We start from the raw sequence: 6,177 nt of genomic DNA, 5'->3' as shown, positions 1-6,177 counted from the left end.
CTAAATTGAGATAAACAGTATGAAACAATCAAAAATTCTTCAAACAATAATTCGAAATAAAATTACTAAAACCTCTGCAGCCTTAACTGTATTTTTTATGTCCAATCCTGTGTTAGCCCAAGCAGTAGTTTTAACTCCTGCAAAAACTGCTTTAGAGGCACTCCAAACAGACTTGAAGGTGATTATCCCTATCGCTGCTGCTGTTATACTTTTATGCTTAGCAATTGGTTATGCAGGACGCTACATCGGAAAAGATACATTCGTACGGTGGGCAATCGGTGTTGTTATCGCAGGTTCAGCAGCTGAACTTGCCAATTTATTATTTAAACCTGTATAAATCTTTTGGAATATGAAATATTTTTTGTAAAAGAAACTTTGGATTTCAATGCCTTCATTACGCATCAATGAAATTGTTTCTTATTTCGTAGAAAAATATTTATGATAAATCAATGAAACTAAATATGAGAAAATTAACTAATTTCCAGAAAAATAATAATCAAATTATCACAATTTCTGCGGCTATAACTGCATTTTTTATTAGCAATCCTGTGTATGCTCAAGTAAAATTACAAAATGCAAAAACTGCTTTAGATGCTCTGCAGGATGATCTTGTTAAAAATATTATTCCTGTTGCTGCTGCTGTTATACTTTTGTGCTTAGCGATTGGTTACGCAGGGCGCTACATCGGAAGAGATACATTTATACGGTGGGCAATTGGCGTTGTCATCGCTGGATCAGCAACCCAGCTTGCTAAGCTGTTATTCACAGGTGCAGTTAATTAAAATTAAAGATGACAACTATAATACAAAATGTTATTTATAATCTTAATGAGAGAAATATGCGAAAATTAATTAGCCTTAAATCAAATAGTAATAACAGAATTGTTGCAATTTCTGTAACTATAATTTCGTTTTTTATAACGCATCCTACATATGCAAAAATAGAGAATGCTAGTAAAGCTTTACAGGCTCTGCAAACAGACCTTACTACCAATATTATTCCTGTTGCTGCTGCTGTTATACTTTTGTGCTTAGCAATTGGTTATGCAGGACGCTACATTGAAAGGGATACATTTATACGATGGGCAGTCGGTGTTATCATTGCTGGCTCAGCAAGCCAACTTGCTACAATGCTATTTACAGGTAAACCATAAGTAATTATAATACAAAACGTTTTTAATGTAAAAACTCATCTAATAATTATTAACATAGCAAAATTCTATTCCGTCTATAATAGAAATACAAAGCATTCATAAAAATTTAATAAGAGTACAGTATGCAAAAACTAATTAATCTCCAATCAAAAAATAACAACAGAATCATTGCAATTTCTGCAACTATAACTGCGTTTTTTATAACGCATCCTGCATATGCAAAAATAGAGCATGCTGGAAAAGCTTTAGAGGCTCTGAAAAAAGACCTTATTGATATTATTCCTGTTGCTGCTGCTGTTATACTTTTGTGCTTAGCAATTGGTTATGCAGGGCGCTACATTGAAAGGGATACATTTATACGATGGGCAATCGGCGTTGTCATTGCTGGCTCAGCAAGCCAACTTGCTACAATGCTATTTACAGGTAATTCATAAGTAGTTATAATACAAAACGTTTTTAATGTAAAAACTCATCTAATAATAAGAGTAAAATATGCAAAAACTAATCAACCTTCAATCAAAAAATAACAACAGAATCATTACAATTTCTGCAACTATAACTGCGTTTTTTATAACGCATCCCGCATATGCAGAAATAAAGAATGCTAAAGACGCTTTAAATGCTCTGCAAAAAGATCTTATTGAGAATATTATTCCTGTTGCTGCTGCTGTTATACTTTTATGTTTAGCAATTGGTTACGCAGGACGCTACATTGAAAGGGATACATTTATACGATGGGCAATCGGTGTTGTCATCGCAGGTTCAGCAACCCAACTTGCTAAAATGCTATTTACAGGTCAACCATAAATTAGTATAATACGTAATGTTTTTAATATTCGTCGATTATAGATTTTTACCAGTAATAATGTCGCTCATACTACGAAAAAAGGAATATTATTTATAGCAACTTTAATTAAAAGGGGATAAAAGATATGAAGCAATCAAATACGCTCAAATCAAAAGTATGTAAGATTAGTGCTATTGTTATCACTTCAGTTATGTTATTAATAACTCAATCTGCATATGCTCAGACGGAAACAAAGAGTTTAGATGTTTTCATAGGGATGCAATATGGATTAAGTATAATTATTCCTGTCGTTGCTGCTATCATTCTTTTATTACTTTTGCTTATTTATATATTTCGCATCATCGCAAGAGCTACATTTATCCGATGGGCATTTAGTGTCATTATTGCTGGTGCAGCTTTCTATATTAGCCACATATTATTTCACCTCCAGTGACGAGAACATCCCATGAAATCGCAAGAAAAAAATTTTCCCTTATTTAAGGGAGCAACACGTGTTCCAACTATATGGGGTGTCCCCATGATGCCGTTTATTGTTATGCTTATGATGGTTGCTGTTATTGCTATGACAATAAATATCTTTTTGTGGATTATAGCGCCACCATTATGGTTTATTATGGCGCAAATTACCAAAAACGATGATAAAGCGTTTCGTATCTGGTGGTTATGGATTGATACCAAATTTCGTAATCGCAATAAAGGTTTTTGGGGTGCATCAAGTTATAGTCCCTCTAATTATAATAAAAGGAGATAAGTATGACAGCTGTTGAAAGCAGCAAACGTCTTATATCAGAGACACCTGTAAGTCTGTTCCTTCCTTATTCACATCACATTACAGATACGATTATCTCTACTAAAAGTGCGGAATATTTATCGATTTGGAAGATTGACGGACGCTCGCATCAAAGTGCTTCAGAAGATGATATTTTTCAATGGATAAAAGAGCTTAACAATACTCTACGGGGTATTGCATCGGCAAATTTATCATTTTGGACGCATATTGTGCGCCGCCGTGTTTATGAATATCCTGATTCAACATTTGATCAAATGTTTTGCTATCAACTTGATGAAAAATATCGGCAAAGCTTTACTGGTTATAATTTGATGGTCAATGATTTATATCTGACTGTTATTTTTCAACCGATAGCGGATAAAATTATGTCGTTCTTTTCTAAACATGAACGTGAAACGCTTGATCAAAAAAAGATGCGACAAGACACATGTATCAAAGAACTCAATGACATCAACCGTACTTTAGGCCAATCTTTAAACCGTTACGGTGCAGAACTTCTTGGTGCTTATGAAAAAAATGGGCATGTTTATTCTTCTGCACTTGAGTTCCTGGGAATGCTTGTCAATGGCGAATATCGCCCTATGCCAATTTGCCATGACCGTTTTTCCGACTATATGTCTATCAATCGACCTTTTTTCTCAAAATGGGGTGCTCTTGGTGAACTGCGAACAACCAGTGGAATGCGTCGATTTGGAATGCTGGAAATTAAAGAATATGATGCAACAACCAAACCAGGACAATTAAATGTTTTGTTGGAAAGTGACTTCGAGTTCGTATTGACGCAGAGCTTTTCGGTGCTCTCCCGACATGCTGCTAAAGACTATTTACAACGGCATCAGCGTAATCTTATTGATGCACGAGATGTGGCAACGAGCCAAATTGAACAAATTGACGAAGCACTAAACCAGCTTATCAGTGGGCATTTTGTCATGGGAGAACATCACTGCACATTGACTATCTATGGTGATACAATTCAGCAAGTTCGCGACCATATGGCCAAAGCGAGTGCAGCATTACTAGACGTTGCGGTACTGCCCAAACCTGTAGACTTAGCGATAGAAGCTGGCTATTGGGCACAACTTCCTGGCAATTGGAAATGGAGACCACGTCCTGCTCCGATTACATCATTGAACTTTTTATCATTTTCATCTTTTCATAATTTTATGTCAGGAAAACCCACTGGCAACCCATGGGGACCAGCCGTCACAATTCTTAAAACAATCAGTAAAACACCGCTTTATTTCAATTTTCATGCCTCCAAACTTGAAGAGGACTCGACAGATAAACGTTTACTTGGTAATACCGCACTTATCGGACAATCTGGTTCCGGTAAAACCGTGTTACTCGGCTTTTTGTTAGCACAAGCACAAAAATTTAAGCCGACAACTGTTGTTTTTGATAAAGATCGTGGCATGGAAATTGCCATTCGGGCTATGGGTGGAAAATATTTAACATTCAAGCCAGGCAGGAGAAGTGGTTTCAATCCTTTCCAACTCCCACCCACACAAGAAAATCTTATTTTTCTGAAACAATTTGTTAAAAAATTGGCAGAAGCTGGTGGTGAGGTCACGCATCACGACGAGGAAGAAATTAACAAAGCGGTTATGTCTGTTATGAGCAGTAACATTGACCAATCACTCCGTCGTTTGTCCTTTCTGGTACAATTTTTACCAAATCCGCGTTTAAGTGATTATAATGCTCATCCTTCTGTTCATGCTCGCTTACTAAAATGGTGTGAAGGTGGTGATTATGGATGGTTATTTGATAATCCCCATGATGCTCTTGATCTCTCAACACATCAAATTTACGGCTTTGATATCACGGAATTTTTAGATAATTTTGAAACTCGCACTCCAGTGATGATGTATTTGCTTTACCGCACAGAAGGCATGATTAGCGGACAGCGATTTATGTATATCTTTGATGAGTTTTGGAAGCCTTTGCAAGATCCGTACTTTGAAGATTTAGCGAAAAATAAACAAAAGACTATCCGTAAACAAAATGGTATTTTTGTTTATGCAACACAAGAGCCTAGCGATGCCTTGGAAAGTAATATTGCTAAAACACTCATTCAACAGTGTGCAACTTACATTTTTCTAGCCAACCCCAAAGCAAACTATGAAGATTATACAAAAGGCTTTAAACTAACAGATACCGAATTTGAACTCGTTAAAGGACTTGGTGAGTTTAGTCGCCAATTCCTCATTAAGCAGGGCGATCAATCTGCACTTGCAGAACTGAATCTTGGTAAATTCCATCTGACACGCGATGGAAAAACCATCGAACACGACTTTAGTGACGAGCTCTTGGTATTATCAGGTACACCTGATAACGCAGAATTAGCCGAAAGCATTATCGCGGAAGTTGGTGATGATCCAGCAATATGGTTACCAATTTTCTTACAGCACGCAAAAAATGACAGGAGGGAAACATGAAAAAAAAGGTCATTTCAATAGTAGTTGTAATAACTTTAGGGATTCCAAACCCAGCAATGGCTTGGGTTTGGGGCGCTGGAGTAGCGGATTTGTCGGCATCAATTCCAACGACGTGGCCCAATTTTTTTGGGAGTTCAAAAACATCAAAGAAAACACCTCCACAACAAAAGAAAGCGCCACCTGATGCCCAACTTCTCGATATGCTAAAAAAACAACTTGAGGAAACAAAAAAGATACACGAATCTATAACGGGAAGCCAAAAATTCGACACTAAAAAACTTAAAAGTGCACAAACAGATCACAGCAGTTTTTTTCTCAAAAATCCAGAAACGCTCTACAATAGAAATGAATCTTCAGCGCTATCTACATCACTTAAAAAGATTTTAAAAGAAGAAGAAATTCCTATTTCTATCCATGAATCTAGCAGTTTTATCAACGATCGTATCCAATATGCAGCTATCACTGATAAAGCCGTAAGTTTAAAGACTTTTGAAGAAGCAAATAATCGTTTTCAGCAAATTGAAGAACTATTAAATGAAATCAAGACAACAACAGATCTAAAAAGTATTGCTGAGTTACAAGCATATATAATTGGAATGCTCGCTAAGCTACAAAATGAAACAGCAAAACTACAAATGGTCGCACATTTACGCAACGCTGAACATGCACTTATCAAACAGCAGAAGGACAAACATAACATAAAAATTTTAAATAGTAAAAACACGAAAATGCCTACCATAAGATTTATTAGGTAAAGCTTTTTGTAACAATATTTTGTATATTATTTTTCTTGTATGCTCGTAAAAAGCAAAAGTTAATGCATAATATTCAGTTATCTCTCATAAACTGAAAAGGTCTACGAAATTTAATTCCATCCTAAAAAAAACAACGAAAAGTGCTTAAAAATCATATAAAAAATTGAAAATTCGTTAAAGAGGAATTTCATGAAATTTACAGTTTTCGCGCAACTTTTCAATAAAGTTGATCAGAT

9 protein-coding genes are annotated in these 6,177 nt (G+C 35.8%); all 9 read left to right on the top strand.

Features of this window, described 5'->3' with window-relative positions; translation table 11 throughout:
* Positions 1 to 19: 19 nt before the first annotated feature.
* Positions 20 to 337, top strand: a complete 318-nt coding sequence (gene trwL / locus ACFILN_RS00140; RefSeq protein WP_375660678.1) for a VirB2 family type IV secretion system major pilin TrwL — start codon at positions 20 to 22, stop codon at positions 335 to 337.
* Between the two features lie 124 nt (positions 338 to 461).
* Entirely contained in the window at positions 462 to 782 is a 321-nt protein-coding gene (trwL, locus tag ACFILN_RS00135) for a VirB2 family type IV secretion system major pilin TrwL (RefSeq protein WP_375660679.1), read from the top strand.
* Between the two features lie 56 nt (positions 783 to 838).
* Positions 839 to 1,153 (top strand): VirB2 family type IV secretion system major pilin TrwL, encoded by a 315-nt coding sequence (trwL, locus tag ACFILN_RS00130; protein ID WP_375670602.1) that lies wholly within the window; start codon positions 839 to 841, stop codon positions 1,151 to 1,153.
* Positions 1,154 to 1,275: 122 nt separating this feature from the next.
* A complete protein-coding gene (trwL, locus tag ACFILN_RS00125) occupies positions 1,276 to 1,587 on the top strand; it encodes a VirB2 family type IV secretion system major pilin TrwL (RefSeq protein ID WP_375670601.1) in 312 nt (103 codons plus the stop codon).
* A 58-nt stretch (positions 1,588 to 1,645) separates the two neighbouring features.
* Positions 1,646 to 1,960 carry a VirB2 family type IV secretion system major pilin TrwL gene (gene trwL / locus ACFILN_RS00120; RefSeq protein WP_375670600.1) on the top strand — a complete coding sequence of 105 codons (315 nt, stop codon included), beginning with the start codon at positions 1,646 to 1,648 and terminating at the stop codon, positions 1,958 to 1,960.
* Between the two features lie 125 nt (positions 1,961 to 2,085).
* Positions 2,086 to 2,394, top strand: a complete 309-nt coding sequence (locus ACFILN_RS00115; protein ID WP_375670599.1) for a conjugal transfer protein — start codon at positions 2,086 to 2,088, stop codon at positions 2,392 to 2,394.
* Between the two features lie 12 nt (positions 2,395 to 2,406).
* Positions 2,407 to 2,712 (top strand): type IV secretion system protein VirB3, encoded by a 306-nt coding sequence (locus tag ACFILN_RS00110; protein WP_273790547.1) that lies wholly within the window; start codon positions 2,407 to 2,409, stop codon positions 2,710 to 2,712.
* 2 nt (positions 2,713 to 2,714) lie between these two features.
* Positions 2,715 to 5,186, top strand: coding sequence for a VirB4 family type IV secretion/conjugal transfer ATPase (locus ACFILN_RS00105; protein ID WP_375664300.1), 2,472 nt, complete (start codon positions 2,715 to 2,717; stop codon positions 5,184 to 5,186).
* Positions 5,183 to 5,941 (top strand): type IV secretion system protein, encoded by a 759-nt coding sequence (locus tag ACFILN_RS00100; protein WP_375664299.1) that lies wholly within the window; start codon positions 5,183 to 5,185, stop codon positions 5,939 to 5,941. Before ACFILN_RS00105 ends, ACFILN_RS00100 begins: the two co-directional genes overlap by 4 nt.
* Positions 5,942 to 6,177 lie beyond the last annotated feature (236 nt).

Source organism: Bartonella sp. CL434QHHD, from assembly GCF_042195145.1.
Classification (GTDB): Bacteria; Pseudomonadota; Alphaproteobacteria; order Rhizobiales; family Rhizobiaceae; genus Bartonella.
Note: the sequence above shows the minus strand (reverse complement) of the source record. Positions and strands in the feature narration are given on the sequence as shown.

Coding starts and splice junctions, on each gene's coding strand:
- trwL (WP_375670602.1), top strand. CDS start 839: ATGCGAAAATTAATTAGCCTTAAATCAAATAGTAATAACAGAATTGTT.
- ACFILN_RS00110 (WP_273790547.1), top strand. CDS start 2,407: ATGAAATCGCAAGAAAAAAATTTTCCCTTATTTAAGGGAGCAACACGT.
- trwL (WP_375670600.1), top strand. CDS start 1,646: ATGCAAAAACTAATCAACCTTCAATCAAAAAATAACAACAGAATCATT.
- trwL (WP_375670601.1), top strand. CDS start 1,276: ATGCAAAAACTAATTAATCTCCAATCAAAAAATAACAACAGAATCATT.
- trwL (WP_375660678.1), top strand. CDS start 20: ATGAAACAATCAAAAATTCTTCAAACAATAATTCGAAATAAAATTACT.
- ACFILN_RS00115 (WP_375670599.1), top strand. CDS start 2,086: ATGAAGCAATCAAATACGCTCAAATCAAAAGTATGTAAGATTAGTGCT.
- trwL (WP_375660679.1), top strand. CDS start 462: ATGAGAAAATTAACTAATTTCCAGAAAAATAATAATCAAATTATCACA.
- ACFILN_RS00100 (WP_375664299.1), top strand. CDS start 5,183: ATGAAAAAAAAGGTCATTTCAATAGTAGTTGTAATAACTTTAGGGATT.
- ACFILN_RS00105 (WP_375664300.1), top strand. CDS start 2,715: ATGACAGCTGTTGAAAGCAGCAAACGTCTTATATCAGAGACACCTGTA.